The sequence below is a fragment of the Oceanococcus sp. HetDA_MAG_MS8 genome (genome assembly GCA_019192445.1).
Classification (GTDB): domain Bacteria; phylum Pseudomonadota; class Gammaproteobacteria; order Nevskiales; family Oceanococcaceae; genus MS8.
In genome coordinates, this window is record JAHCMK010000004.1 from 126,771 (window position 1) to 152,681 (window position 25,911).

General features: G+C 56.2%; 20 protein-coding genes. 13 read left to right on the forward strand and 7 right to left on the reverse strand.

Features of this window, described 5'->3' with window-relative positions; translation table 11 throughout:
- Nucleotides 1-5 precede the first annotated feature (5 nt).
- The 3 genes from KI787_08950 to KI787_08960 all read right to left on the reverse strand — a co-directional run bounded on the left by KI787_08950 (nt 6) and on the right by KI787_08960 (nt 4,574).
- Nucleotides 6-2,600, reverse strand: coding sequence for an MMPL family transporter (locus KI787_08950; protein ID MBV6630078.1), 2,595 nt, complete (start codon nt 2,598-2,600; stop codon nt 6-8).
- Nucleotides 2,601-2,822: 222 nt separating this feature from the next.
- The gene (locus KI787_08955) at nt 2,823-4,202 is read right to left on the reverse strand and encodes a cytochrome P450 (protein ID MBV6630079.1); all 1,380 of its coding nucleotides are present in this window, start codon (nt 4,200-4,202) and stop codon (nt 2,823-2,825) included.
- 51 nt (nt 4,203-4,253) lie between these two features.
- Nucleotides 4,254-4,574: a 2Fe-2S iron-sulfur cluster binding domain-containing protein gene (locus tag KI787_08960; protein ID MBV6630080.1), complete on the reverse strand. Its 321-nt coding sequence runs from the start codon at nt 4,572-4,574 to the stop codon at nt 4,254-4,256.
- 186 nt (nt 4,575-4,760) lie between these two features.
- Here KI787_08960 and KI787_08965 point away from each other — a divergent pair, with 186 nt between their 5' ends.
- From KI787_08965 to KI787_08975, 3 genes are all read left to right on the forward strand, one after another.
- The gene (locus KI787_08965; protein MBV6630081.1) at nt 4,761-5,789 is read left to right on the forward strand and encodes an AraC family transcriptional regulator ligand-binding domain-containing protein; all 1,029 of its coding nucleotides are present in this window, start codon (nt 4,761-4,763) and stop codon (nt 5,787-5,789) included.
- Nucleotides 5,790-6,462: 673 nt separating this feature from the next.
- The gene (locus KI787_08970; protein ID MBV6630082.1) at nt 6,463-6,702 is read left to right on the forward strand and encodes a hypothetical protein; all 240 of its coding nucleotides are present in this window, start codon (nt 6,463-6,465) and stop codon (nt 6,700-6,702) included.
- A gap of 336 nt (nt 6,703-7,038) precedes the next feature.
- Complete coding sequence (locus tag KI787_08975) at nt 7,039-7,443, forward strand: MAPEG family protein (GenBank protein MBV6630083.1); 405 nt, start codon at nt 7,039-7,041, stop codon at nt 7,441-7,443.
- 456 nt (nt 7,444-7,899) lie between these two features.
- Here the strand turns inward: KI787_08975 and KI787_08980 are convergent, their stop codons facing one another.
- The 3 genes from KI787_08980 to KI787_08990 all read right to left on the reverse strand — a co-directional run bounded on the left by KI787_08980 (nt 7,900) and on the right by KI787_08990 (nt 11,148).
- Nucleotides 7,900-9,096 (reverse strand): IS91 family transposase, encoded by a 1,197-nt coding sequence (locus KI787_08980; protein ID MBV6630084.1) that lies wholly within the window; start codon nt 9,094-9,096, stop codon nt 7,900-7,902.
- Between the two features lie 3 nt (nt 9,097-9,099).
- Nucleotides 9,100-9,978, reverse strand: coding sequence for a site-specific integrase (locus tag KI787_08985; GenBank protein MBV6630085.1), 879 nt, complete (start codon nt 9,976-9,978; stop codon nt 9,100-9,102).
- Between the two features lie 444 nt (nt 9,979-10,422).
- Nucleotides 10,423-11,148: a helix-turn-helix transcriptional regulator gene (locus KI787_08990; protein ID MBV6630086.1), complete on the reverse strand. Its 726-nt coding sequence runs from the start codon at nt 11,146-11,148 to the stop codon at nt 10,423-10,425.
- A 144-nt stretch (nt 11,149-11,292) separates the two neighbouring features.
- On the opposite strand from KI787_08990, the gene KI787_08995 reads away from it, so the two are divergent.
- From KI787_08995 to yghU, 8 genes are all read left to right on the forward strand, one after another.
- Nucleotides 11,293-12,102 carry a hypothetical protein gene (locus KI787_08995; GenBank protein MBV6630087.1) on the forward strand — a complete coding sequence of 270 codons (810 nt, stop codon included), beginning with the start codon at nt 11,293-11,295 and terminating at the stop codon, nt 12,100-12,102.
- A complete protein-coding gene (locus KI787_09000; protein MBV6630088.1) occupies nt 12,038-13,390 on the forward strand; it encodes a transposase in 1,353 nt (450 codons plus the stop codon). Before KI787_08995 ends, KI787_09000 begins: the two co-directional genes overlap by 65 nt.
- Entirely contained in the window at nt 13,387-14,109 is a 723-nt protein-coding gene (locus tag KI787_09005) for a Mu transposase C-terminal domain-containing protein (GenBank protein ID MBV6630089.1), read from the forward strand. The genes KI787_09000 and KI787_09005 overlap by 4 nt, the downstream gene beginning before the upstream one ends.
- Complete coding sequence (locus KI787_09010) at nt 14,106-15,194, forward strand: TniB family NTP-binding protein (GenBank protein ID MBV6630090.1); 1,089 nt, start codon at nt 14,106-14,108, stop codon at nt 15,192-15,194. The genes KI787_09005 and KI787_09010 overlap by 4 nt, the downstream gene beginning before the upstream one ends.
- Before the next feature lie 2 nt (nt 15,195-15,196).
- The gene (locus tag KI787_09015; protein ID MBV6630091.1) at nt 15,197-17,278 is read left to right on the forward strand and encodes a TniQ family protein; all 2,082 of its coding nucleotides are present in this window, start codon (nt 15,197-15,199) and stop codon (nt 17,276-17,278) included.
- A 683-nt stretch (nt 17,279-17,961) separates the two neighbouring features.
- A complete protein-coding gene (locus tag KI787_09020) occupies nt 17,962-18,735 on the forward strand; it encodes a prohibitin family protein (protein ID MBV6630092.1) in 774 nt (257 codons plus the stop codon).
- 149 nt (nt 18,736-18,884) lie between these two features.
- Nucleotides 18,885-19,463, forward strand: coding sequence for a DUF2946 family protein (locus KI787_09025; GenBank protein ID MBV6630093.1), 579 nt, complete (start codon nt 18,885-18,887; stop codon nt 19,461-19,463).
- A gap of 155 nt (nt 19,464-19,618) precedes the next feature.
- Nucleotides 19,619-20,473 (forward strand): glutathione-dependent disulfide-bond oxidoreductase, encoded by an 855-nt coding sequence (yghU, locus tag KI787_09030; GenBank protein MBV6630094.1) that lies wholly within the window; start codon nt 19,619-19,621, stop codon nt 20,471-20,473.
- 69 nt (nt 20,474-20,542) lie between these two features.
- On the opposite strand, the gene KI787_09035 is transcribed toward yghU, so the two are convergent.
- Nucleotides 20,543-22,261: a CocE/NonD family hydrolase gene (locus KI787_09035; protein ID MBV6630095.1), complete on the reverse strand. Its 1,719-nt coding sequence runs from the start codon at nt 22,259-22,261 to the stop codon at nt 20,543-20,545.
- 934 nt (nt 22,262-23,195) lie between these two features.
- On the opposite strand from KI787_09035, the gene KI787_09040 reads away from it, so the two are divergent.
- Nucleotides 23,196-24,212: an extracellular solute-binding protein gene (locus KI787_09040; GenBank protein MBV6630096.1), complete on the forward strand. Its 1,017-nt coding sequence runs from the start codon at nt 23,196-23,198 to the stop codon at nt 24,210-24,212.
- A gap of 85 nt (nt 24,213-24,297) precedes the next feature.
- Nucleotides 24,298-25,911, forward strand: a complete 1,614-nt coding sequence (locus KI787_09045) for an iron ABC transporter permease (protein ID MBV6630097.1) — start codon at nt 24,298-24,300, stop codon at nt 25,909-25,911.

A 25,911-nucleotide genomic window follows, 5' to 3' on the forward strand; every position in this document is an offset into this window, starting at 1 on the left:
GAGCTTCAGGCCGGGTTGGCCACTGGCTCGGGTTTCGAATCTGAAGGCCCCACTTTGAGCAGGAAGGCCGCGAAGGCCGGCAGCATCACTACTGCGGCAACAGCGTTGGCGATGAACATGATCGTGAGCAGAAAGCCCATATCCACCTGAAACTGCAGCGTTGAAAAAAACCAGGTGCACACGCTTGCAGCCAGCGTTGCGGCGGTAATCACCACGGCTTTGCCCGTCTGGTGCAAGGTTTCTTCATAGGCTTCGCGTAGTGCCTTGCCTTTGTTGCGCACCTCGTCCTCGAGCACGCTGAGGATGTAGATGCCGTAATCCACACCGATGCCTGCAGCAAATGCGGCCATCGCCAGATTGGACACCTTCACCCCGATCTGCAGGTACACCATCACCGCGTACGACACGACGGAAACCAGCCACAACGGGACCAGAATGCAGATCAAGCTGGTAATGCTGCGAAAGGCAAGCAGGATGCACAGCCCAATACCGAGGAACAGCCAGGCCAGAACGGTCGGCTCGGTCTCGCGGATCACGTCATTGGCGGCGGCCATCACCCCGACATTGCCGGTAGCCAGCTGAAACTGAACCGGCGAATCCTCTGGCTGCTCGTCGATGAATTCATTGGCTGAGGCGACGATCATATCAATCGTCTCGGCCTTGTGATCCGATGAATAGACGAAAATCGGAATTGCGCTGCAATCCTCGTTCAGCAAACCGGTAGAGCTCGGGAACGGCTGGATAGTGACGACCAGAGCCCCGGACTCCCGCGGCAATACATGCCATTTCGGATTGTTCTCGTTGTAGGCGTTGTAGACCTGTTTGGAGGTCTTGGCCAGCGACATGGTCGACTGCACACCAGACACGTTTTCCATATGCCAGGCAAAGTCATCGATTGCATTCATGACCGTGTGATCGATACAGCCATCCGCCTTCGACTGGGCAATGATCTTTATGACATCGACGCCAATAGAGAAGTCTTCGGCAATCGTTCGCGAATCCACGTTGTAACGAGCGTCAGGGCGCAGTTCCGGAACGCCGTCGTGTAGCTCGCCGAACTTCAGATCCTGGGCAATGTGCTCTGCGCCTGCCCACAAGGCAACACCGCCAGCCAGCACCACAGCCGCAACCGGCTTTTTGGTGATAACGGACAGCCCTCGCCACAGCGGACGCAGGCGTTGGTCGCGACGGTGCTGGTGATCACGAAACTTCTGCGGATTCTTGATAGGGGCGAAGGACAGCAGGCACGGCAGCAACACCTTTTTGCAGAGCACGATGGCGATCAGACCGAACATGGCGTTGATTGCCATCTCCTGCACGATGCCAATGGGAATCAGCAGAATCGTGCCGAAACCGACAAAGTTGGTAGCAAGCGCCGAAAGACCGGGAATCACCAGCCGGCGATAAGTTGCCCGTGATGCTTCAAAACTGTCGAGTCCAGAGTCGGCCACCTCATTCAACCAGAAATTTGTGATCTGGATTCCATGTGAGGTACTGATTGCCAACACGATGAACGGCATCAACACCGCAAATGGATCCAGCCCGAAGCCGAACAGGTGCAGCATGCCCAGCTCCCAGACCACCGCCAGCACACCGCAGGCCAGCGGCAGCAGCCCCACGCCGAGTGAGCCGCAGTACCAAGACAACAGCAACCAGACCAGGATCAGGGTGATCCCGAAAAAGCCGAAGACTTCCAGCGCGCTGTCGGCAATATCGCCGACCGCCTTGGCAAAACCGATAATGGCGATATCGATGTTCGGGTTGTAGTCCGGGTTGTCGCTCTCGCGCACCTCGAACTGCCGAGCCAATATTTCCAGCGGTTCAGCCCCCGGATCATCGAGTTCGTAGGTCACACTCTCGAAACGCAAGGTCAGTCCGCGTGGGTCCGTGTAATCAGTCCGGACAACCGCCCCTTGCTCCAGAGGCCCCACCTTCTCGGTCAGAACATATTCATAGCGTGTTGGCGACAGGAAACGCTGACGAACCTGCTCAAGCCGATGCGCTGTCTCAATGTAGTCCAGCCGTTCCCCGGTGACGGGGTCGGTTTCAACGAGTTCGGAGAACACCATGGCTCCGGACTGGTCGTTCGACACCAGGCGACCGATCGCGTCAGAACGGGCAACATTCGATTTCACCCGCGCCAGCATTTCCGGGCTGGGGGTGTAGTTGGATGGAACAACATTGCCGCCCTGAAAGCCGGATTCGACAACTTCCATGTAGCGCACATTAGGCGTGAACAGCGAACTTACCCGCGAGCGATCCACACCTGGCATGAAATAGATCGCCTTGGTGGCCTGCTCCAGAGTGGCCATGAACTCGGCTGAATATATGGACTCATCGTTCTTCTGGCTGACCGCCAACAGCACCGTGTTGGCCCCGCCAAACTCCTTCTGGTAGTCCTGATAGACACCCATATACGGGTGCCCCAGCGGCAACTGCTTATCGAAGCCTGTGTCCATGCGAAGCTTCATGGCCTCCATGGCGAAAAAGGCCGTGATCACCCCAAGTACCAGAAGCGTCAACCACCGACGACTGAATATAAGCGGTTCCGTATAGCGGACAAAAAGCTTGGCCGCCGTGCTGTTACTGTCTCCGTGCACTTGTGTCTCCGGTGCGATTTTCTTCGGCTTATTGGGTTGAGGCGAATGCGTTCATGCGGCTGGGAACCCAGCTCGGATACGTTTGCCGAGTGGCGACGCTCAATGTCTCTCTCCTCAATAGTCCATGATCATTGGGCCCGCGAAAAGGAAGGGCCGCCCCTTCCTTTTCATAGGTATTTCTATCTAACCGGTTGTTTGAAACCGGCGCAAGCAGCACCGGCTTCAAGATTTCGCCGTGAGCTTGACAAGCATCCGCGAGTAGCCGCGGACAAAGTTGGACTGCACCCGCTGAGGCTCCTCGATCACCTCGATTGCGTCAAAGCGTTGCAACAGCTCTTCCCAGAGAATGCGCAGTTGCATCTCCGCCAGTCGGTTACCCATGCAGCGATGGACTCCGAAGCCGAAGGCAATATGATTACGGGCGTTCTTGCGGTCGATGATCAGCTTCTCAGCATCCTCAAAGACCGCTTCGTCTCGGTTGCCGGATGCATACCACATCACAACCTTGTCGCCCTTTTTGATGATCTGGCCGCCCAGTTCCACATCGGTCTTGGCAATCCGTCGCATGTAGGCCAGTGGCGTCTGCCAGCGAATGATTTCCGACACCATGTTCGGGATCAGTTCCGGGTTAGCCTTGAGCTTTTCGAACTGGTCCGGGTATTTGTTGAGGGCATATACCCCGCCCGTCATCGAATTTCGCGTCGTGTCGTTGCCACCGATGATCAGCAATGCCAGATTGCCCAGAAACTCCATGGGATTTTTCACCATGTGCTTGGTTTCGTCTTTGGACAGAAGCAAGCTGATCAAATCGTAGGAAGGCGGAGCCCCTGCGTCGAGTCGTGTTTTCTTTTCCCAACACAAGCGTGAGAATGATTTGACGACCGAAGCGGCCGACTCAAAGAAGCTGTCGTGGTCACTTGGCCCACCCGTGGCTTCCGGGCTTGCAGCAAGCACGTCAGACCACCTCACAAGGTCGGCGCGTTGTTCATAGGGAAAATCAAACAACGTAGCCAGCATGCGGGCTGTCAGTTCGATGGAGACCCGGCTCACCCAGTCAAACGGCGTATCGAGCGGAAGATTGTCGAGGACATCAGCCACCCGTGATCGAATCAACCCCTCCATTTCGCGAAGGTTTTTGGGGGCGACCACACCCTGCACCGCCATGCGCTGCTCATCATGTCGCGGGGGGTCCATCGCGATGAACAATTCAGGGGCAATGCCCTGAATTTCACCAATGAGGATCAGGGGTTCTGCCGAGAACAGCTCATGATGCTTGTCGACAAACTTGATGTCAGCATGCCGAGTCACTGACCAGAATGGGCCGAAGGGGGAACTCTTGGCGAAGTGAACAGGACATTCCTCGCGCAGTCGTTTGAAATAGGTATCCGCCTTGTCCTGACGAAAAAGGAAAGGATTGCTCACATCGATCGCGTCGATATTCAGACCATTCACATCCGGCAGGTCTGTTTCGATAAAAACCGGAGGCGCTTTAATCAGACCCAGTTTTGTCCGAGCCTTTTGCAGTGTATGCAGTCCTTTTATCTGCAGATCTGCGGGCACGATGGTAGACGCAGCCTGCATTGCCTTGGCTTGAATACTCATTTTTGTCTCTCTCCATGACACCTGTCAGGGCGCAGACGTATGCTGCGACGTTTACATTTGAAATTCCGGCATCCGGACAACTAGGCCGTCCAGGTCATCGCTCATCACGATCTGGCATGACAGCCGGGACGTCGGTGTCCGTTCGGGCGTCATGCTCAGAATCTGATTCTCGTCATCGGAAGGCGTGCCGGTTTTGCCCGACCAGGCCTCATCCACCTGTACATGGCATGTACCGCAAGCACATTCCCCACCGCAGTCAGCATCAATTCCGGGCACCATTCTGTCGATGGCGACCTGCATCAACGGCTGTCCATTCTCGGCTTCAACCTGATGCTCCGTTCCGTCAAACTCGATAAATGTGACTGTCCCCACCGATCGCTCCTCATTTACTGAAATCACCGGGAGAATCCGCTAGCTCCAGCAGCCCCCAATTGGTGGATTATCCGGAATCACGGATTAGTTGAATTGTCTTTTTTCGCCATATAATTATCTTTTTACGCCACACACCCGGCCGAAGACCGAGAGGCATATGCATTTCAATCTGGCCCCCTTCACGCCATGAAAACCCAGGACCCCGGCGTTCCTGCTCGCTACTATCTGCGCATGCTGGAATACCTCGAGCTGCAGGACATCCCGCTGCGTAGGGTTCTGAAGCATTCGGGCATCAATCCTCAAGGACTCCAGGCACCCGATGCACACCTGCGTTTGAGCCAAATCGAATCGCTCGTCAATGTCCTTTTCGACGACTTATCGATCAGTAACGACATTGCCCTGGACTGGGGGGCGCTGCTTGGTGTGTCCACCCACAGCATTGTTGGCTTCGGCATGCTGAACAGTCCGAATATCGAGCACAGCCTGCAGTTTGTTGCACGGTTTTTCCGTCTGGTGATGCCAACCTTTTCCATGCGCTACGTTCGGCACAACGGCGGGGCCACCATCACCTGGCGTCCTATCGTTGGAATGAGTCCTCGCTGTCTGGACTTCCACATTGAGAGTATCGCCAACGCGGCCTACCGTGAGATTCGTGAACTGGCTCCAGGCTTGCCGATCTTTCGAGTGGACCTGTCCATCAAGGAGCCGGCGCACAAGGCCCGCTACCGAAAACTGACCGGGGCAAGCTGGCGTTTTGCTTGCCTAGAACGACCAGGCGCCATGATTCACTTCGACTTCGATGCGTCGATGTATCCCTTGAATACTGCCGATACCAATGCCTTCCGCGTTGCAGAGGAAAGATGTCGAGCCCTGCAACAGAGCGTTGCGGTAAAAGGTGCCTTCAAGAGCTGGGTGAGAATGATGTTGAGGGATGCAGGAAACGGCCAGCCCGACCTGAAGGATCTGGCCGGCGTATTGAATATTTCTACCCGAACCCTCAACCGGCACCTGCAGAATGAGGGCACCACTTTTCGTGAGATCGCTGGTCAGGTTCAGCACGAACTCGCCTGCAAGCGCCTGTGTGACCCGCATCTCAGCGTAACGGAGATTGCCTTGTCATTGGGCTTTACCGAAACAGCGAATTTCTCCCGCTTTTTCAAATCCAAGCAAGGCGTGAGCCCGCGTGCTTTTCGAAACCAGCAGCTTCGAGGCTAAGTGTTCAACGGCTACTCCCTGCTGGAGATTTTTATAGCATTTATCGGCTATCTGCATCCTAGGGTTGAAGGATCAGGGCGTTCAACCATGGCGAGTGTCGGCAGTGGGCGCATAGGGGTCAGTCGCCTTTTCGACGGCCTTTCCCGATTGCGGTCATTCGTTGATCACATTTCTGGCTAGGTCCGCATCACGAATGCGGTAGTTTCGTTGGTGGTCGGCGGCCAGAACATTGCCGTCAGACCAGTTGGGGACGGGTACGTATTTGAATCGCTGAGAGCAGCCATTCAGACGCCGCATCACACGTCCGGGTCAATCCAAGAATCTCGTTGAAACCCTTATCGAGGAAGACAAGGGTGAAGCGAGATCGGATCAGCAAGTGCTGCGCAGGCGAAAGTGCATGCGCACAGTTACCAGCGCCACCGACCCGAGCAAACGCTGTTCTACAGGCTCGTGGAGGAACACTATCCGGCGTTCTCGGAGCGGATAGCGGACGAGGGGAGGCCGCTGCCAGAATACGTACGCCGTGAGATTGACTAGTTCCTGCGCTGCGGGCGCCTGGAGCACGGCTTCCTGCGAGTGCGTTGCGTAAAATGTCAGGCTGATCTGGCGCTTCGGCTATAGTCGACCAAGCAAAAGAAGAGCTTTTTTCCTCCTGTAGACCGTGACTGCCGCCATGAATATCGCGCCCCCAATTGTGGAAGCTCTGGAAGCCTTTCTGCTGGATGCCGAAGATGATGCGCTGGAACTGGCGCTGGATCTGGCTAGGGCCGCAAATCTTGAACCCGTGGTTCTGCTGGAAAAACTGCCCACTCTGCGGGGCGACCCCGCTCGTAAGCGCCAAGCCGTGACCGCCGTACGTCGAAGCTACGGCTTGCCGCTGATACCGGGGCCTCCATGCCGATCATCGGCGTGAATACCGTCCGCATCCGCGTCATTGGCCATGCCGATCAGTGAACGGCTTAGGGTCCGGAAAAGGCACAAAGCACGGGTGGCAATTCACCGGATCAACGTCGGCAACGTTCTGACTGCGGACTATCTGGCAGACGTGCAGCAACGACCGCTCCCAGAACTCTGCGGACTACTAACTTGTGTAGGGATACATGCCCTTCGCGGCTCTTGTTGTTCGTCAGCTGTTTTACTTTTGTCACTTGGTCAACCTTTTTAGAGGACATTCTCCATTGCCTAATTAGTGCATCTGTTTCTGGGCAGAGTGCGTATTCACCCCGAACATTAGATATCGGGAGAGATGATGACGGCATACGGTGCGGTGTTGCTCTACGGAGCATTGATGATGGTGCTCACCCTGAGCTATGCGTTTCCTCGGGTGCCGCTAGCTCTATTGGGGAAGAGACAGCTAGACAGTTGGGAAAGGGACAAAGTCAACCCTGATTCAGCCATCTTTCAAAGGATGAAGCACGCCCATCTCAATATGACCGAGTCCTTTCCGGTCTTCGCGAGCGTCATCGTCATCGCCGGCTTACTAGATAATCTGCCTGCGGTTACGTCGCTAGCGCCATGGGTGCTCTATCTCCGCGTGGGTCAAGTAGTTGCTCACATTAGCGGAACGGGAGTAGCCTCGATTGGCGTTCGAGCAACATGCTTCGTCGGCCAAGTGCTCATTATTGGGATCATGATTTTTCAGATTCTGAGTTAACGAAAAATGGCCGTTATAACTCCCGGGCGCTCAGAAACCTAAACCGCGAAGTCTGCTTATCACATGAAACGGCCTGCCACCACTGGCGACCGAACGGCCGCTTCTGTTGAGGATTGTCTGACGCCCGCCCGCGAGCGGGGTTGAAGGGTTGGCAGAGAGGCGTCCGGCGGGTGTCGGAAAATCCCCGAGGGACGAAACCGCGGAGTCAGTGCGGTGAGCCTCCGGCGGGCACTGCCGCTATGGGGATTGGATATGGCGGTGGTGTCTGATTTTGGCCTGGCAACCGTTGGATCGTCAGCTTATAAGGTGGTTGATCGGGTATCGGTCGTTCGTAGAGCCTGTCGGGATGACCGTTTCTGGAGCGAAATGGCCTCGTTTTCCGGGCTGAGCACAAAGGGTTCCCCGCCACTCTGCGAGGTGACGTTTCCATGGGCGATGTTGTGGACGCAAACGAGATCATGGTGACGCCCGTGCAGGAGGCCCGGTGGAGCGATCCGGCAGCAGGATCTGCACGATGCCCATGGGCTTGCCGCAGTGCGGGTACGCAAAGGGGCTTTGCACCGGGCCGTGCGTGTTGATTTTCGGCTCGTCCGTATGGGGAGGGGCTTCGGGGGCTTGGACGCCAAGGCACTGCCGAGCTGTCTCGATGTGTTTCCGTCGGTCGGCATTGGCCAGCAGGCCGTAGTGCCGAATGCGATGGAAACCCTTGGGCAAGACATGCAGCAGAAAGCGCCGCATAAACTCTTCCGGGGCCAGTGTCATGGTCTTGTGCCGGGTGCGTCCTTTGGCGCGGTAGTCTTTCCAGCGGAAGGTCACGCCCTCGGCATGGATGGCTTTCAGCCGGCTGTTGGCAATGGCGACCCGGTGGGTGTATCGAGACAGATAGGCCAGCACTGCCTCCGGCCCGGCAAAGGGCTTCTTGGTATAGACCACCCATTCGCTTCGACGAAACGGGCGGAGCCATTCCCGGAAAGTGTCCGCATCCGCCAGCGATCGGTGCTCGCCAAAGAAATGCAGCCGTCGCTCGGCATGGGCAGCGGTGAGTCCGTCCAGGAAGAGCCGGCGAAACAGTCGGGATAGCACCCGGACCGGGAGGAAGAAACCCGGTCGGCATCCGATCCACTGCGTTCCGTCTCGGGATAATCCACCGCCCGGCACAATGCCGTGCACATGGGGATGATGGGTCATGGCGGATCCCCAGGTGTGCAGCACCAGCGTGGCCCCGATCCGGGCCCCGAGATGCTTCGGGTCGGCGGCAATCGTCCGCAAGGTTTCCGCGGTGGCCTGAAACAGCAAGCCGTACACCACGTCCTTGTTGGCATACGCGATGTCGCTGATCGCCGCGGGTAACGTAAAGACCACGTGGTAGTAGGCCACCGGCAGCAGATCCGCTTGCCGGAGTTCCAGCCAGCGTTTCGCAGCACTGCCCTGGCATTTGGGGCAATGCCGGTTGCGGCAGGAGTTATAGGCGATGTCATCGCCGCCACAGCTTTCGCAATGCAGCACATGCCCGCCCAGGGCGGCACTGCGGCATTGCTCGACCGCCGACATGACCTTGAGCTGACCGAGACTCAGGTGCCTGGCCTGCTGTTGGCGCCATCCGGCGCCGTAGCGGTGAAAGACATCGGCGACCTCCAGAGAAGGGCGCCCCATGACTCACGCCGGCGGGGCCACATCCTCCAGCGGGCTGATCACCTCGCGCAGGGCTTCGGTGGCGACCTGGGCGTACAGCGCTGTGGTGTCCAGTTTCTTGTGACCGAGCAGCACCTGTATCCGTCGGATATCCACCTTCCGCTCCAGCAGGTGGGTAGCGAAGCTGTGCCGCAGGGTGTGCATCGAGATCGACTTTTTGATGCCGGCTTCATCGGCGGCTTGCTGAATGATGCGGCTCAGTTGCCGCGTGGTCAGCGGGTTGATCGGATTTATCCCGGGAAACAGCCATCCGTGATCGAGCATCTTTCCCTGGCGCCGGGCGATCCGCCACCACGACCGCAGCAGCTCCAGCATCACCGGCGAGAGCATCGCGTAGCGATCCTTCATGCCCTTGCCTTGATCCACCCGCAGCGTCATCCGCTCGCTGTCGATGTCATCGACCCGCAGGTGCACCACCTCGCTGGCCCGCAGGCCGGCACCGTACGCCACCGACAACGCCGCGCGGTGTTTCGGATGCAGAGCACCCCGGAGCAAACGACCCACTTCCTCCATGCTGAGCACCACCGGCATCCGCCGCGGCACGCGCACCGAGCTCATCTTCTTCATCACTTCCGGCTTGTCGACGGTGTGATCGAAGAAGAACTTCAGGCCCGTGATCGTGACATTGATGGTGGTGCCGGTCGTACCGGTTTCGACCAGATGGAGCTGGAAGGCCCGCAGCTCCTCGGCGGTCGCCGTATCCGGTGAGCGTTTCAAGTACGCCGTCAGCTTCTTCACGGCGCGGATGTATTGAATCTGCGTCTTATCGCCCAGCTTGCGCATCCGCATGTCTTCAATCATGCGTTGACGCAACGGGCTTACGGCTTCGGGGGATGCGTTCATCGTGAGTCTCCATGTCCGAGGCACATGCCTCAAGGCACAGACCTCAAACAGAGACCACACGCATCACGCCAACACCAACCTCAGCCGAAGGCACCCCTACCGCGCGAGCGGTTTAGTCCATAGGCACGGAGCGGAAGTCCGTACTTTGCAACCGAGGGTTGGAATCGCTAGTCATTCAACCCTGTGTTGCAGATAGCCCATTTATCGGGCAAATAGCCGTCACTATGACGACCCCGATCACGGCCGCATAGAAGGTTGCATAGGAAATCTGATTTGGTCAATCCTCCTAAACGGAAATACCCACCCAGTCCCAAGTCATTTGACGACGGACACCCGTACCTGCGGCGTCTGTACTGCCCCGAGTCTTTACGGCACTTGTTTGGTGTAACGCCGTAACTCTAAGCCGAATCACTCAGCCAGAAAAATCGATTTGCCATAAACGGGTTAGAACGGCTTCTTAAGCCACTCAGCTTCCGCGGTTTTTATCGCCCCTTCCCATGCGTTGAAGTTGGCCGAGATGCTACTGGGATGTATTGGCTGACCATTGGCCATCACCTCCTGCATCAAATATGCAGTCACTAGTGAGATTTGGCTGATTCGCTCTTGCCTTGAAAGATCAGGGGCCCACTCCGTCGCATGATGGTGAGCGAGATTAATTGCCGTTGCAATAAACCTGATCAGGTTCGACTTGTCATTCCCCTTGACCTTACCCAGCCTGTTCCGAAACGTGTGAGTCACGAACCCTAGGTTCCCCAAAGCATGCATATTTTCGTTTGGATGCCAGTTAAACCATTTCCGAACCAAGCCATCAGGGCGGATTTCGAGGGCAACGCATACCTCAATGACAAATTCTAAAGGTGGGTATCGCCTGCCCGCCTCGTAGTCGAGCAAGGTGTTTTTACTCACCCCAACCTTCTTTGCAAGTTCCCGAATGGATGTCGTTTTCATCCCAATTTTCTTTGCTCTGCGGGCCTGAAATTTTGGGTCATCGATTTTTTCAATCAGTCGCTGGTAACGCTTTTCGGTATCCGAATAGGGCAACGACTCACTCAATTTCAAATTGAGTTGCCGGTCAGCTTTTTCTGTGCGCGCCAGGTACTCGTACTCCTCTGGCCCCCTGGCTCTCCTCAATGCGTCCCCAAACCTGACTGATCCGCGATATCTTTTCATGTGGCGTTGAAATTTTTTTTCTTCATCTTTTTCATAGCCCTGCTGGATTTAGAGCTCGGACTTTCCTGATTTTACGTCCCTCATTTTGGGACATCGAATTTTTGCCTGTCAATCTGAACTCCTCGCAACCCGAAGGAGGTTTCAGTGCAAATCCAACCCACCAGATTGACGCGTGTTCTACACGCCCCGCCCCAGCTCCCAAGCAACCCGAAGCTTGCCGCACGGCTTCGAAATCAGATCAATGACGTGTTCGCGAAGCCAAAGGACGACGCAGGGATTCTGTACGGCGTTCGCAAGTTTCGAGGCGGTCGGCCACACGCAAAGACGGTCCTTGTTCCATCCCGGAAAAACGGCGGCCTAATTCCTTGCGAGGCGGGCCTCGAACCTGAACTAGCCAAAGCTCTGGAAATTGATCCTGATGTGAAAGGGTTTCGAAGTCAGGCCCTCGGCCTCATGGGTCCGAAAGGACGAGAACTGGTTATCGACTTCGTAGCGGTGCGAACGACGGGCGAATTCCTCGTGATAGACGTCAAACCACATGGGCGCCTCTCGGCCCCTGATGTGATTGATCGAATGCGTTTTGTCCGTGAAACGCTGTCATCTGCGGGACTCCCTCACCGGATTGTGACCGAAAGACAACTGGAAGAGTGGCCAAAAAAACAAATCCGGGACTCTCTCCGAAAAGGCATCACAACGGTGATTCCCAACAGCGAATCCAGGCATCTAACGGAATTCATCAGGTCAGCGCCCTGCGATGTTGGATCGGCCCGCCTGTTCGCCATTAACTGTGGCATCGACCCTTTTTCCATCGAGCAGATGGTGATTCAAAACCAATTGCGCTTCTCGATCAACCACGAGTGGAGCGCCTACACAAAACTGGAGATTAACCATGGAACCAATCAAGAACCTGGCTCAAATTGGGGCACGATTCGAGATTTACGAATCAGCATTTGAAGTCGCCTCTTTCAATGAAAGTGGGCTTCGCGCTGCAGCAGTGCTTGGAGGCGATACACGTCACTACAAGTGGGCAGCTGTCAAAAAGCTGCTGAGCGACGGGCACCTGAACATCACATACGTTCCTCGAGAACTGGCCGCACTGGATGAAGAATGCACACGTGCGTTGACATCTAAACAACTGGTCAGTCGCAACCGTCGGAAACACTACGTCGAATCGATTGTTCGCCTAGAACCCGACAGGTGCTGCTCGAAAAAGGTTATCGCCGAGCTCATTCCATCGATCGCTCAGCAGATCAGCGACACCAAGCCGCCGAGCCCATCTTCTCTTGCGGAGTGGGTGAAGAAATGGCGGGACGCCGGTGGCAACTGTGCTGCGTTGACAGACAAGCCAAAACCGAGCCGAGCTGAATTTCGCGATGTCTCCCCCGAAGTCTTAGAGATCGTTCGTAACGCAATCAATACGGACTATTTGACGACTCAGCGGAAACCAAAGAAAGCGGTCTTCGTGGAAGTCATGCGTCAAGTAGCCAACTTAAACGCGAGCACCTCAAAGCCCCTGGATGTGCCATCTGAGTACATCGTCAACAAACTGATCAACAAGATCGACCTGTACGAGCGTGATCGCAAACGATTTGGGACCGCGAGAGCGAACAGACTCCACAAGGCTGCAGGGCGTGCCTTTGTTGCATCCGAGCCGCTGGAAACATGCATGGCCGATGGTCAGCTCATGGATGTGATTCTTATCGACAGCCCAATGGACGGAAGTCCGCCAAATTATTTGGGCCGCCCGTATCTGACTGCAGTTATTGATGTCCGGACCCGCTGCATTCTTGCCGCCTTCATTAGTTTGCAGCCTTTCAGCGGCGGAACACTATTGAAGGCGATGCAGATGGCCATGGTCGCTTCACCGGGGCGCCCCAGGGGAATCATGCAGAAACTGATCGTAGACAACGGTTGCGATTACACGGACTCGGGATTCATCAGGTTCATGGACGACCAATTTGTCACCGTCGAACACTGCAAACCAAATGATCCCAACAAGAAGGGGATAGTTGAGCGCTGGTTCCGCACCCTTAACGACCGACTCATCCACCAGCTACCCGGAACGACCTTCTCGAACCCGGCAGATCGAGGTGACTATCGCTCCCAGGAATTCGCAACCATCACGCTCGCCGAACTGCAGGAGAAGGTTCAGAACTGGATCGATAACAAGTATCACCAGAACCGCCATGACTCCCTGGGCCGCGCTCCTATCGACGTGTGGAATGAGGAGACAATTTCGTGAGAATCCCCATTCGAACACTGTCGGCTGAAGACGCCGAGGTCACAGCACGAACGACCGTCAGCCGCATCGTTACAAATGGCCGTGTCGAGTGTCATGGCTTGCATTGGTATTCACATGCCCTGAGGTCCTGGGAGCAGAAGCAAAAGGAATCCAGACGGTCACGTCGCGTCGAACTGCGAGTTGATGAGCTCAACCTTGGCATCGTCTATGTTGATGTGCCCGATCGAGGCTATGGCCCAATAAAGGCCAATTCGACTCAACCTGAGTTCACCGAAAATCTCTCGCTGTACGAGCTCAACAAGCTAAAAGCCGAACTGAAAAAGAAGCACATCGCCAGTCGAATTGGACGACTGGCCGACACTGACGCTCTGGCACTTCGCATAGAGCATTTTGAGGCACTGGATCACAAAAACGATCCTGTCGCGTTTCGCCGTTTTTCCGAAAACAGAGCCCAAATGCGCGACCAGCGAATGAAGCTCAACGAGAAGAAGAAGCGGACCGGGCCAGCTGAGGACACAACACTCAAACATCCGCCAGAAAGCACTAAACCGGAGGCACCGAAAAGTGGCCCTCCCGATCCAACAACCACAAGGGCAAACCCCAAAAGTTCTACACCGGTGACGCCGCCGGGCTCCTTTGAGAAGGAAAAACCCAGCGCAACGCACTGCACTCAACCGAGAAAGATGAAATCTAGCCAGATCAAAAGGAAAGCAATGTGAGCACCCAAGCCAAAACTGAATCCGAATACCGCCGTTTTCTTGCTCCGGATTCGAAATGCCTCAATGACGACGAACGCAAGATCGTTCGGTCCATCAGCGAGGAAGTCCTCTACACCCATCAGATAGAAGCAACGTTGCAGTTCATCGACGAAATCGTCGATAAAAACGCTTCTCAGTCAGAACCCCGCAGTGGGATCGTCGTAGGCGATGCGGGCACTGGAAAAACAACGACAATCGAGATTCTCAAAGGCCGATTTCCCGAAATCACCGATGAATTCCATTTCGGCCACCAACGCCGACAGCCACTCTTGGCAGTCAGCCTTCCGGCAAACATCACGCAAAAAAGTATGGCTCAGACCTTACTCCAGACTCTGGGGCATTACGCGAATCTGAGTGGGAACACCAAGCAGTTGACAGACCGTCTGTGCGAAACCATTAAAGCTTGCGAAGTTGAGACGATCATCATTGATGAGCTTCAACACTTGCGCGGCCTGGGTAATGTGTCGCGGAATAGTGCTAGCGCAAGCCTCAGGGCGGCTAGAAACTGGATCAAGGATTTGGTTAACCGACTTCCACACTTGTCGGTGATTCTCATGGGTGTGCCCGAAACCTTGATGCTAATTGATGGCGAAAGCCAACTCGAACGAAGGTTTACGAAAGTCCATGAGATCAAGCCATTTGCACCGCCGCAGACCGGTTGCACTGAATTCGCAAGTTTCGTTGATTGCCTTGTCGATGCGGTGATTCAACATTCCGGCGTCATCAAAAGCGCCGAGCAGATTTACGACAACCCTAACTGGGCAGCTCGGTTTTTCGGCACGACCGTAGGTAATCCGAGCAGGACCAAGGATGCAGTCACGGATGCCGCTCTTTATGCATATCGAGATGGCCGAGACCACATCTTGCTGACCGACTTTCATGCTGCGTTTGCCATACGACGCCAATCTCGAACTCGGCTGGAGGAGATCCAACGACGCCGCGAAGAATCAGACGCCGTCCTGCGGTCGGTGAACAATGGTGATGTCGATCCATTCACAGCAACCGATGATGCCGTGAACAACCTCATCATGCCGCTGGCTGCTTAAAAATGCCCCAGCCGCTGCCATTTGTTCCGAAGCTGCAACCAGGTGAATCGCCTCTGAGCCTATTTAGGCGAGCATGTATGGGTAACTTCTATGGTTCCCTGACGCAGTTGGCTTTCGCCGTGAATCCGGATATCGAACATTCAGCATCGGCCCTGCCGGCTATGGCTCGCAATCCCAACAAATTGAGGAAGTCGCTCGCCGCAATGGGCATCGATGATGCGAGCATCACGCAAGTGGAGTACGCCAGAACTGGACGGGGTCGCAGTGACGACATCATTTGGAATGGATTGGCCGTTCGGCTCGGCGATCTGCAATTGTCGCACCCGAAGTTCTGCGCGCGATGCCTGATGGACAAGGGCTACGCGGCGTCTGTCTGGGATCACGTGGCCTCTGTGGCCTGCGCCGAGCACCGAGTACTTCTTGTCGACAGCTGCCCATGTTGTGGCGCGAACTGGCCTGTTCAAAGTGCTCGATTCGAATGCGGCTGCAATCTGTCAGAAATGGCCGACGCACAGAAGCAGTGTTCGGATGCAGCGGCTCGCCTGTTGCCGAAGATTGTTTCCGCTCAGGACCAATCAGGCATCGAGCGACTCACCGAACTGCGTCGCCTGACACGCTACTGGAAAGCGCTCGGCATCGAATTCTCCGATGAGGTCCTGGCAGAGTTGTACCCTGTTTTATTTGATGGCAATTGGCCGGATGCCCTGCCAACCTGTTCATCTAGTCAGGCTGTTCATCCGCGAATCCTTCTCATGCCCTTGCTTGCAAGCGGCTCGCCGCAGACACGTGATCTGGCAAAAAATCTGCTCCATCAATATGCAAAGCCACTCCACGCAAGGAATCTCGGATTCACATCGCTCGGAGCCGCTGAGACCGCGGCAGTCCTCGGAATCGGATTGTCATGCCTGAAGTCGTTGGTTAAGGCTAATCAGTTGGCACACCTCGCCGATGGGCGATACTCCGCATCCGAAGTAAACGCTCTCTTGATCGGACTTCGCGGACATCCCTTGCCGGATGGGGACGGATTGCCGCTGCGCCTCATTCGGACAGGAAAGTACAAGCGTTCGCTCAGCTGGATACTTGATCGAATCAAATCGAACGAGATCTCTGCATACAACTGCCCTGATGTCGGCGGGCTCGGCCAGATCGTCGTGGATAAAGCAGAAGTTGCTCCTCGCCACAAATGCGAAATACCCGACGCATATGACCTCGCTTATGCAGCAGATCAGCTCGGGACGAATACCGAATCGGTTAGGAAACTCTTAAAAATTGGCTTGTTACCCGCACATCGCGGATCAAGTTCAAGTGCGGTGCAGTGGCGAATCAGTGCAAGTGAATTGAACAAGTTCGAGGAACGGTACGAATTTGGATCTTCCTACGCCAAGCGGTGCGGGGTTCCGACCCGATCTGCCATCTACAAACTTCGGGCACGCAACATCCAACCAGTCAGTGGGCCGGGAGTCGACGGCGGGGCGACTTACCTTTTCCGAAGAAGTCAGCTTGCCGGAATCGACATCAACGATCCGTCGACCGTGACGTATCCGGACGCGAACATACGGGGACCGCATACTCGTTTCACCAGCAAAATTGCTATGTGGTCGAGCAAGCAAGTAGCGACTGAACTCGGCTTGTCGCCGCGATACATCCGCGAACTGGTCAAGCAGGAATGGCTAGTTGTAGCGTCTGTTTTCGGCAGGCGTTGGATGTTCAGATCAGAGGATGTCCAAAATTTGCGTCGGCGAATCGCTGAAGAGTTCGTTGAAGTCAGTAAGGCCTCGCAGAGGTTCAAACAATCCCCGCGTCAGTTTCAACGCACCTGGTTAGACACAAAGCAAATTCCAGTCAGGCTGTTCGCAAACAAGCGCTTGATCAGTAAGACTTCGATCGAAGCAGCGCTGGCAATTTGGCAGAACTCCGGCAGTGCGTCATCCATCGGCAACAAAATTGATCGAGGGCGCTGGCTCTGCCCGAACCTCACCAAGATGTCCAAGCTGGAATCGTGCACTCAAATGGGCACCAAAGATCTTTTCGTGAAGCTCTATCCGCGCAATGCGGAAGCATACCCACACTACGAAAAGTTCTGATTCTCCTGCGGCACTGACTGTGCCGATCACCAGCAGTCAGTAATTTTTCCCGAGGCACGCGCTGCCTCGGCTCCCATGCGTACCTGTCTCGAAACGCCCCATTTCGCGTGCCGATCGCGGTGTTTCTAGCCATCTGGCGACCAAAGCAAATCCAGTCATAGCTGCCAATAGCCTTTTCGGCGAATCCAGACGTAGCAGACTGACCCCAGCGTGTTGCAAATCCGACCATAGCCGCTCTATTCTCAGGCGAATCCGGGCGTAGCTGCGCTATGAGTCCGAAACCTGATGTTGCACAAATTCATAAGTCACTGATTTTTAAACCACGCCGATCCAGCTAGAATGCAATGCCTACGCTTTGCCCTTTGCAACACAGGGCCAAGTTTGGGGGTACAGGGCTGCAACGACAGCCCGACCACAAAACACCGCCGGCTTTTTAGTCGGCGGTTTTTTTTGCGCAGATCATGCCGATCTCTAGGGCGGGGTCGGCCATGCTCTCGTGAGTAATCGCTGCTCGCTCTATTCAGGCAAAGCGCGAAACATTCCTAGTTCTCGATCAGAGAAATACGCAGCTCAGCAACGAATAAAGCTGCCTTGGGAACTTGCCCTATTCGCCCATAGTCGCACTGCGGGTGGCGCCAGCTAACTGGCCCATTTCTGATCTGTGCAAGCAATGGAGACACGGCATGGGCATACGCATTTTGAGTTTAGGTCTCAGCTTAGGGCTGTCAGCATGCGCCACCATCCAACCGGATGAAGTTGGGGTGAAAAACACCTTTGGCAAGCTTGATGACAAAGTCCACCCTCCGGGATTGGTTGTCATTAATCCGCTGTTTACCAAAGTGATGCGGCTACCCGCGCGCACCGAAAACTATGAGGTGGACCTTGCACTCCCCTCCAAAGAAGGTCTGAATGTGCAGACCGAAGTGTCCATTTTGTATCGCATACAGCAAGATCAAATTTTTGACATTCTCACGCAGTCGGGCACGCGCTACGAAGATGACATCATCCTTCCGGTGTTCCGCTCGGCGGCAGCTGATGTGTCCTCCAAATTCATGGCCAAGGACATGCACAGTGCCCAGCGTGCACGCATTGAATCTGATATCCGGGATTTGATGCAGAAGTACCTGGCCGAGCGAGGGCTGGTCATCGAAGCGGTCCTGCTCAAAAGTGTGCAGCTACCACCTGGTTTAGCCAGAGCCGTTGAGCAAAAGCTGGAGGCCGAGCAAGACGCGCAGCGTATGGCCTTTGTTATTCAGCAAGAAGAACTGGAAGCCAAGCGGATGCTCATCGAGGCTGAAGCAACCCGTGACGCCCAACAGGTACTGTCGCAGGGGCTCACACCAATGGTGTTGGAGTTTCGGCAGATTGAGGCTATGGAAAAGCTCGCCACCTCGAATAACAGCAAGGTGGTCATTACCAACGGCCAAACGCTATTTAGCCTAGAAGAAGACGATTAGTCTGGTGCTATGGAGCCAAGCTTGCCCTACTGCTGTTGCTAGATGGGCGGCTTCAGGGTGTGTACATCGTCGGCCCCTGGGTTGATGACTTGAGGCCGCTCTAGGCGAAGAACTGCGCGCGTCTGCATTCTGGGAGGATAATCCAGCGTATGGATGAACGAGTAAAACGCGCTATGGCGCAGTGGCCTGATGTGCCGGACGCTTATGGGTGGCTTTCCCTCGATCGACGCGGGGGCTGGCGCCTTCAAGGAGAGCGCATCACCAATCCCGCGCTCGTCGCTTTCATCGGGCGCAATTATGGAGCCACCGGCGATGGGGGCTTTGCCTTTCAGAATGGGCCGCAGCGTGTGCATGTGCAACTCGACATCGCCCCGTGGATTGTGCACTTAGCTCCTAGCTCGGCCGCGCAAGAACCGGCGCTCATCGATCACACAGGCAGGCTCTGCGATGACCTGAGTGCTGCCTGGCTGGATGGGGATGGCCAGCTCTGGCTGCAAATGAACCGCGGCGCCGCTGTACTGCGAGACGATGCATTAATCCATGCCTTGGACATGATTCGTGGACCAAGCGCTAAAGGCTGGGACGAAGATCTACTGAGCCAGCCCGATCAGTTGGATGCCGCCGATTTGCGCTGGAGAACCACACAAGGAGATATCCCCCTGCGCGCGCTCAAAACCTCCCCTGAAGAAGCATTCCACTTCATACGAATCCCGCAAGCGCCTTCCTGATACCCGCCGTTCACTCTGAAGGCTCCCAGCGCGCAGAATCGCCAGTGGCGATTGCAACAGCTTGGACACCGTCATGGAGCCGTCATCTGGCTGACATGCGGGTCACTCGGCGGCATGTCACAGTCGCTAAACATCATTATCGAGATTACACAGTCATGAGTACCAATCAGACCTATACCCCGCCTGCCGTGTGGACCTGGAATCCCGACAACGGCGGCCGCTTCGCTGCAATCAATCGCCCAGTCGCTGGATCTACTCATGACAAAGAGCTTCCCAAAGGGCAGCACAACCTGCAGCTTTACTCTTTGGCGACGCCGAATGGTGTGAAGGCGACTCTGATCCTTGAGGAACTTCTGGAGCTAGGGGTGGACGCTGCAGATTACGATGCTTGGCTCATCAATATCGGCGAAGGCGATCAGTTTGGCTCAGGCTTTGTAAACATCAACCCCAACTCCAAAATTCCGGCACTTGTTGACCATAGCTCTGAGAGCCCCATTCGGGTTTTTGAGTCGGGCTCCATCCTGCTTTACCTGGCCGAGAAGTTTGGGCACTTCCTACCCGATGATCCGCATGGGCGCACCGAGACCCTGAACTGGTTGTTCTGGCAGATGGGCGCAGGCCCCTACCTGGGCGGAGGCTTCGGACATTTTTACGCCTATGCGCCCGAAAAAATTGAGTACGCCATTGACCGCTTTGCCATGGAAACCAAGCGCCAACTCGATGTGCTGGATCGCTGCCTGGCTGAGCGGGAATTCCTCAACGGACAGGGCTATAGCATTGCCGATATGGCGGTTTGGCCCTGGTACGGAGCCCTCGTGCGTGGCCTGCTATACGACGCCGGCGAGTTCCTGCAGGTGCAGGAATACCGCCATGTGCAGCGCTGGGCGAAGACCATTGCTCAGCGCCCCGCCGCACAGCGGGCGCGCATGGTCAATCGCACCTGGGGCGACGCCAGCGAGCAGCTTCCAGAACGACATAGCCGCGCCGATTTCGCGCGCCTCAAACGCTAAACCGCCGCCAAAGAAAACGCGCCCCAGGGGGCGCGCTTATGAGCTCAGCTTGGCGCTGAATGCGCCTACTTATAGACCGGGCCGCAGCTTGTCGGCAGGAACACGCCGTGTGTTGTCGGCCAGGGGTAAATGCAGCACCGTGCCCTCCAGCCCCAGGTCGACCTCACTGGTGGCGTAGGTACTGTCCTGCTCTACCCAGTCATCTACATTGCGCAAGGTGAGTCGCAGACTGTGATCGGCGGGCACCACATCATCCTGCGGGAACATGCGGATATCGGCCACATAAGTGTCGCCCGGTGTCAGCTCGTGGATGTCATCGGTGCCATGTAGCTGACGGGTGCTCAGGTACCCTCGGTTGATCCAGGTCGCATTCCCATCAGGGCTGACCTGCTCCAGCAATACGGCCCAGCGGGTTTGGGTGGCCTCCGTACGCACCTTCAAACTCAGAACGGGTCGCCCGCGCAGATACAAGGGCTCGCTCAGGGGCGCGCTCTGGAAGACCAACCGATCTGGAGTGCCGAGCAGTCCAGCCAGCCCCTCGCCGACTCCAGGCAATTCGTTGCCTTCTACACTTTGGGGGATATCTTGAATGGCCTGCGCCACAGCGGCGTCGGCCACCGGCCCCATGCTGCCATCGGCATTGAGATGCCAGCGCAGCTCCTCGGCAGCTAGGGGCGGGAAGCTGTCCGCGGCATGCCAGAAGCCATCCGAATTTTGGATCAGAACCGGCGGCAGATCCTGCAAGATGCCGGTGTCGATGTCGTGCAGGTAATGGTCAAACCAGCGGTGGCGGATGAAGTTCCAATCCTCGCGGTTGGGAAAGGCATGGCCCCATTGACCAAACAGAGCGCGCTTCTCGCTGGTAAGCGCGTTGTACCAACCATCCACATGGTTGGGTTTCACGTTCCAGTCCTGCAAACCATGGATGTGCAGCACGCTGGCCTGGATATCCTCAGCCCCCACGCGGTAGTCGCGCTCCTTCCAGTAATCGTTCCAGTCGCCGCTGCGGTCCAGCGCGTTGATGAAGTTCTCTGGCATGCACAGCAGGCGCTCGTGATAGGTCGTGAGGGCATTTTGGTGCACACCCGGCGCCAAGCTGATGGCCAAGTAGGCGGCATTGGTGGGAATGGCGCCCAGCGAATACGGCACACCGTCATAGAACGAGTATTCGTACTGATTGCTCACGCTGGCGGTGGGAATGATGGTCTTGAGGCTGGGCGGATTCAGCAGGGCCGCGCCCATCTGGGTCTCGCCGTCATAGCTGGCTCCGTACATGCCAACCTTGGCGTTGGACCACTCCTCAGCCGCTAGGAACTCCACGATGTTGTAGGCGTCCTGCCACTGCACCGGGCCCGTCTGCTCGATGCAACCACCGGAGTTGTAATTGCCCCGCACATCCGCGAAGGCGACGGCATAACCACGCGGTGCGAAGTAGTCCACCAGCGACTGGGAGTAAGCCGCCTCGTGCTGAACCGGGTCCAAATTCAGAATTTGGTAGGGCGTTTTGACCAGGATCACCGGGACTTTGATGTCGGCATCCACCGGGCGATACACATTGACCCACAAGGAGGCTCCATCGCTTCCCTCAACCAGGTACTCGCTGCGCTGAATATCGGAGTACACCGGCTGGGTCAGCATGGACTCGATGGTGGCCTTGTCCAGCGCCTGTGCGTTGGAGTCCTGCCGGAACTCGGCTCCGGTGGTTGTGTTGGTTGGGGTTCCACCCTGACAGGCGGCAAGCACTAAGCCGGTGCAAAGCGCACCCGCTACATGGGCAATACGATTCATGATGTCGGCTCTCTCAATTAAGGGCGCAGGTTCTCGGTGCGCAACTTCGCAAAAAGCATGCCGACATCAAAATAGTGCCGGTTGCCCCTCCTGTTGAAATTTTGCCCGTAGAAAGACGCGGTTCGCAAATCGCTTCTTACCCATCTCACCTACTGAGTAGCCGTGTTCAGTTGCAAAGCAAGACCACACAACGAAGCTTAATCTTCAGGTCGCTCCAGATGCTCAAGCGGTGGAATTATGCTTCCACCCAAGGGCAATGCAAGCCAGCCACCTTCCCAGGAGGGGAACAACACTAGGCCAAAGCCTCGCAACGGCAACTTCGATTGTTCGGCGTTATCCAGTGGATGGAAGGCGCTCACCTCAGGGCGTTCTTCAGACGGACAGTACGCTGAAACTGGAGCCTGAGCAGCTGGGCTCCTGCAGGTGCTGAGGCGGGACCAAGCCAAAGGAAGAGAAGAATAGTGTAGGCCTACATAGTCCGCTTCTACGGCCCAGCGAAAACTACCGCGCGACGGACTCATCCTTGCCGTTGCCGCGGACACAGCTTGTGGATGCTCGCGACCGAATGGTGTGTGCTGAGGTAGTGTGGTTTGGAACCTGGGAGGCGTCATAACACTTTGGCCAAGGTGCATTGACTCGGTGTGGAATGGTTTCTGTTCTGTGGCCCGCTCCAAGGCATCTTTTGATGACGCTACTTGCGGCTGTGCCAACGCGAATACACACGCGAAGGCCAACGAAGTGCAGAAGCCAGAGAGGACAAAACCGTCGCGGCGGAACCAAATCTCTCCGATAGGCGGGATTTCAGACATGCGGCAATCCTGAGCATCGTATGATTACCAATCAACAACGCTGGCCATGCAATGTGCAGGCCGAGCATCTGCCCCGCGCAGAATAATGTGGCTCAGGACTTCCAAACTTCATCTCAGGACTCACGATGGTTTCCCTTCTTCGCGTTGCTTCTTTTTGTCTCGTTTTAGTGCTCGGCGCGTGCGGAGACAAAGCAGGCTCGAATGTCACAACTCTAACCGTGTACTCCGCACGCAATGAGCAATTGATTGGTCCCATGCTGGAGCAGTATCAACAACTCCACCCGGAGCTAAAGTTGAACCTGGTTACAGGCAGCGCAGGGCCATTACTCGAGCGTTTGCGTGCCGAGGGCAACACCAGCCCAGCCGATTTATTGATTACCGTCGATGCTGGAAACTTGTGGGAGGCCGCCCAAACCGGCCTACTTGCCGAACTGGACTCACCCACTCTAGAAACGGCCATCCCCAGCCATTTGCGCGATCCCAATCTGCAATGGGTGGGTTTGTCGGTGCGTGCCAGAACCTTGGTGCATCATCCCCAGCGGGCTCCCGCTTCAACTCTGAGCAGCTACGCCGCCTTAGCGAAGCCAGAGTGGAAAGGACGCTTATGCTTGCGTACGAGTAAGAAGGTGTACAACCAGTCCTTGGTGGCCATGCTGATCGCCGAATACGGCGAAGATACCGCCGAAGATATCGTCCGCGGCTGGGTGGCCAACTTGGCAACGCCACCGTTTTCCAATGATACGGCCGTACTCAAAGCCATTGCGGCCGGTCAATGTGATGTGGGTATCGTGAATACCTATTACTACGGGCGATTGCTCCGCGAGGACCCGGAGCTCCCTCTGGCCATTTTTTGGCCAGACCAAGATGGCTCTGGTGTGCATGTCAATGTCTCTGGTGCGGGCGTGCTCAAGGCCTCCGACAATGCCCAAGCGGCGCAGAAGCTCCTGGAATGGCTGGCTTCGCCGCAGGCCCAAGGCGATTTTGCCGGAATGAACCTTGAGTACCCGGCCAACCCTGCCGTAAACGCAGTGCCCGCGGTGGCCGCATGGGGAGAGTTCAAGCCCAACCTTATTAATGTCAACGAAGCCGGTCGCCTACAGGCCACTGCCGTCAAGCTCATGGACCGGGCTGGATACTACTGAGCCTGATTACCGCTAGCGGGTTAACACATGATTGTGTTCGGCGTTGGCGTTGGTGCGGAATCATGTCTATGAAAGGCAGAACTTGATGCTGGCAACGGTGCTGAGAGCTGGCTGGGCGCCTCGGTTGGGTTATGCAGCTTTGGCGCTGGCCTTGGGCATGCCCACACTCATCGCCATCAGTGCCAGCCTGGCGGCCCTGGGTAATCCGCTCACACAGCATTGGCAGCACCTGTGGTCCGTGGTGCTGCCTCTGGTCAGCCGGAACACACTGATTTTGATGCTGCAGGTCGCCGTCATTGCCGGTTCATTGGGTACCGGACTGGCCTGGGCAACGGCCCGCTATGACTTCCCAGGCCGCGGTCTCATCCATGTGCTGCTCCTGCTACCTTTGGCTCTACCGGGTTATGTGCTGGGCTTCGTGGCTATCGCTGGGCTGGATTTTGCCGGCCCCGTGCAAACGGCATGGCGAGCGTGGACCGGTGCCGACACCGCCCTGTGGCAGTTTCGCAGCTTAGCCGGAGCTGGGCTGATTCTTGGCCTTACGCTCTACCCTTATGTGTATCTGATTGCCCGGAATGCCTTTGTCAGCATCAGCCCTAGCATGCTCGACATGGCATCCAGTCTTGGCCGAAGACGGGTGTTTTGGAGTCTGGCCCTGCCCTTGGCTGGTCCCTGGATTGCTGGGGGACTGATGCTGGTCTGTATGGAAGTGTTGGCCGACTTCGGCACTGTCGCCCTGTTTAACGTGCAAACCTTCACTACCGCCATCTACAAAAGTTGGTACGGCTTCTTTGACCTACAGGGCGCGCTGCAACTTGCCTCGGTGCTGGTCCTATCCGCCCTGGGTTTGGTCCTACTCCACCGCTTGAGCCTGGGTGCCAAACGCTTGGAACAAGATGGTCATGGCCAACTCCCTTTGCGAAGTCTGTCACCTTTGAAGCGCTGGTTACTCAGCCTGAGTTTGACGAGTTTTGTGGTTGTTGTTGCCGGCATCCCCTTAGCCACCTTGCTGAGCTGGTCATGGTCCAGCGCAGCAACCGAACTTGACTCCAGATATTTTGAATGGCTTCGCCGCTCTCTAATGATCGCTGGTTTGGGCGCGGCGCTACTCACCATGATGGCGATTACCATGGCGTACTTAGCCCGCCGTCAACCAAGCCGCGGCGTACTGATCGCAGAGCGAGTGGCCGGCATAGGCTATGCCCTGCCCGGCACGCTCATCGCTGTGGGGTTGTTCGCTCCATTGGCCGACTTAGAGCAATGGACTAGTTCTTGGTTTGGCCTTGGCTGGCTCACCCAGTCTCTGGTGGTCTTATTGCTGGGGTACTGGGCACGGTTTTTTAGCGTGGCCCACACCCCAATTGCCCAACAGCTAACGCGAATTCGACCCAGTATTGACCAAGCAGCGCACCTCCAGGGTTATACCGGGCTGCACCTACTCCGTCGAGTCCACCTCCCACTGATCGCCAGTACTGTGGCAGGTGCGGTGGCTCTGGTTCTGATCGACATCATCAAAGAAATGCCCATCACCCTGATGCTGCGCCCCAGTGGCTTCGATACCCTGTCGACCCGCGTTTTTGAACTCACAGCCGAAGGAGAATATGAGCGCGCCGCACTCCCCGCCCTCACCATCGTGCTTGCGGGGTTAATTCCCGTGAGTCTTTTGCTCCGCAACAGGAATAAGGCCTCCAGCCGTTAA

Excerpts from the sequence above, each read along its gene's own strand:
- KI787_08955 (MBV6630079.1), bottom strand. The coding sequence starts at position 4,202 with ATGAGTATTCAAGCCAAGGCAATGCAGGCTGCGTCTACCATCGTGCCC.
- KI787_08965 (MBV6630081.1), top strand. The coding sequence starts at position 4,761 with ATGAAAACCCAGGACCCCGGCGTTCCTGCTCGCTACTATCTGCGCATG.
- KI787_08970 (MBV6630082.1), top strand. The coding sequence starts at position 6,463 with ATGAATATCGCGCCCCCAATTGTGGAAGCTCTGGAAGCCTTTCTGCTG.
- KI787_08975 (MBV6630083.1), top strand. The coding sequence starts at position 7,039 with ATGACGGCATACGGTGCGGTGTTGCTCTACGGAGCATTGATGATGGTG.
- KI787_08980 (MBV6630084.1), bottom strand. The coding sequence starts at position 9,096 with ATGGGGCGCCCTTCTCTGGAGGTCGCCGATGTCTTTCACCGCTACGGC.
- KI787_08985 (MBV6630085.1), bottom strand. The coding sequence starts at position 9,978 with ATGAACGCATCCCCCGAAGCCGTAAGCCCGTTGCGTCAACGCATGATT.
- KI787_08990 (MBV6630086.1), bottom strand. The coding sequence starts at position 11,148 with ATGAAAAGATATCGCGGATCAGTCAGGTTTGGGGACGCATTGAGGAGA.
- KI787_09000 (MBV6630088.1), top strand. The coding sequence starts at position 12,038 with ATGGAACCAATCAAGAACCTGGCTCAAATTGGGGCACGATTCGAGATT.
- KI787_09015 (MBV6630091.1), top strand. The coding sequence starts at position 15,197 with ATGCCCCAGCCGCTGCCATTTGTTCCGAAGCTGCAACCAGGTGAATCG.
- KI787_09020 (MBV6630092.1), top strand. The coding sequence starts at position 17,962 with ATGGGCATACGCATTTTGAGTTTAGGTCTCAGCTTAGGGCTGTCAGCA.
- KI787_09025 (MBV6630093.1), top strand. The coding sequence starts at position 18,885 with ATGGATGAACGAGTAAAACGCGCTATGGCGCAGTGGCCTGATGTGCCG.
- yghU (MBV6630094.1), top strand. The coding sequence starts at position 19,619 with ATGAGTACCAATCAGACCTATACCCCGCCTGCCGTGTGGACCTGGAAT.
- KI787_09035 (MBV6630095.1), bottom strand. The coding sequence starts at position 22,261 with ATGAATCGTATTGCCCATGTAGCGGGTGCGCTTTGCACCGGCTTAGTG.
- KI787_09040 (MBV6630096.1), top strand. The coding sequence starts at position 23,196 with ATGGTTTCCCTTCTTCGCGTTGCTTCTTTTTGTCTCGTTTTAGTGCTC.
- KI787_09045 (MBV6630097.1), top strand. The coding sequence starts at position 24,298 with ATGCTGGCAACGGTGCTGAGAGCTGGCTGGGCGCCTCGGTTGGGTTAT.